The sequence below is a fragment of the Streptomyces chattanoogensis genome (assembly GCF_001294335.1).
GTDB lineage: Bacteria > Actinomycetota > Actinomycetes > Streptomycetales > Streptomycetaceae > Streptomyces > Streptomyces chattanoogensis.
Genome location: NZ_LGKG01000025.1, coordinates 1 through 1,220, shown reverse-complemented (window position 1 = coordinate 1,220; position 1,220 = coordinate 1). Strand labels below are relative to the sequence as shown.

Genomic DNA, 1,220 nt, shown 5'->3' with positions numbered 1-1,220 from the left:
ACCTACAAGCAGCGCAACACCGTCGAGCGGTGCATCAACCGCCTCAAACAGTGGCGAGGAATCGCCACCCGCTACGAGAAGACCGCCACCATCTACCTGGCCGGACTCCACATCGCGGGCATCTTCCTCTGGTCCGCCTGAATCCAAACGAAAGCCCCTAGCTCATTGCATCAATAGGGAGCGTATGCAATTATTGATCACGCTCATAAAGAGCGCATGCAGCTAATTGATTCCCTGGCCCAAGCTCGGCGCCCTCATCAGCAGCGCCTGAACTTCAACGACATCAACAGCTCAACCGCCCGCGACTGAAAGGCCGCAACCGCCATGACGTACACGACCGTTCACGTCCCGATCTCCGGCGGTGACAGCGCCGTCAATTGTCTGGTCACCGGCTCGGGACCGGCCCTTGTGTTGGTGCACGGGACCGGTGCCACCCCCGAGGGCAACTGGGGGCCGGTGATCGACGCCCTCAAGGGCCGCTACACCATCGTCGCCCCGACCCTGTCCGGCTCGGGCGCCACCATCGACACCGGCTCACCACTGACCGTCGACGACCTGATCGCCCAGGTGCTGGGCGCCGTGGACGCGGCGGGTCTGGACGCCTTCCACCTGGCCGGGCACTCCCTGGGGGCGACAGTCGCAGCCGCTGTCGCCGGAGCGCAACCCAAACGGGTGCGCTCTCTCTTCCTCCACGCGGGCTGGGCGGTGACCGACCCGTGGCAGGAGTTCCAGTTCGGCCTGTGGCAGCGGCTGTTGCGCACGGACAAGGACCTGCTCTCGCGGGTGCTGCAGGTCACCGCGATTGGTGCCGGGACGCTCGCCAGGCGCCGGATCGAGGACTTCGAGCAGGGCGTAGCCGGCTTCAACGAGCTGTTCGACGCAGAAGGCATGGCCCGCCAGTCCGAGCTGAACACCCGGGTGGACATCACTGCGGCACTGGCCCGGATCACCGCGCCCACCCTGGTCGTGTCCGGATCCCAGGACCTGATCGTCCCGCCGCACCACCAAAAGGAGTTGGCGGACGCCATCGCCGGTGCCCGCTACGTGGTGCTGGACAGCGGGCATGCGCTGCCCTTCGAGCTGCCCGAAGTGTTCGCCCATACCCTGACCGACTTCGTGGACCGGCACCAGGCGGACACCGCCAGCGCTCCGGCCGCCTGAGACTCAGCTTCCCCTGCCCGCGTGCCACATCGTCACGCAGTCCCGCCAGCGACGAACTC

The 1,220-nt window shown here is 66.5% G+C and carries 1 protein-coding gene and 1 pseudogene; both read left to right on the top strand.

The window, feature by feature from the left end; genetic code table 11:
• A pseudogene (locus ADL29_RS06725) lies at positions 1 to 141 on the top strand (IS5/IS1182 family transposase); the annotation flags it as partial.
• 183 nt (positions 142 to 324) lie between these two features.
• Entirely contained in the window at positions 325 to 1,161 is an 837-nt protein-coding gene (locus ADL29_RS06720; protein WP_053922821.1) for an alpha/beta fold hydrolase, read from the top strand.
• Positions 1,162 to 1,220: the final 59 nt, after the last annotated feature.

Excerpts from the sequence above, each read along its gene's own strand:
- ADL29_RS06720 (WP_053922821.1), top strand. The coding sequence starts at position 325 with ATGACGTACACGACCGTTCACGTCCCGATCTCCGGCGGTGACAGCGCC.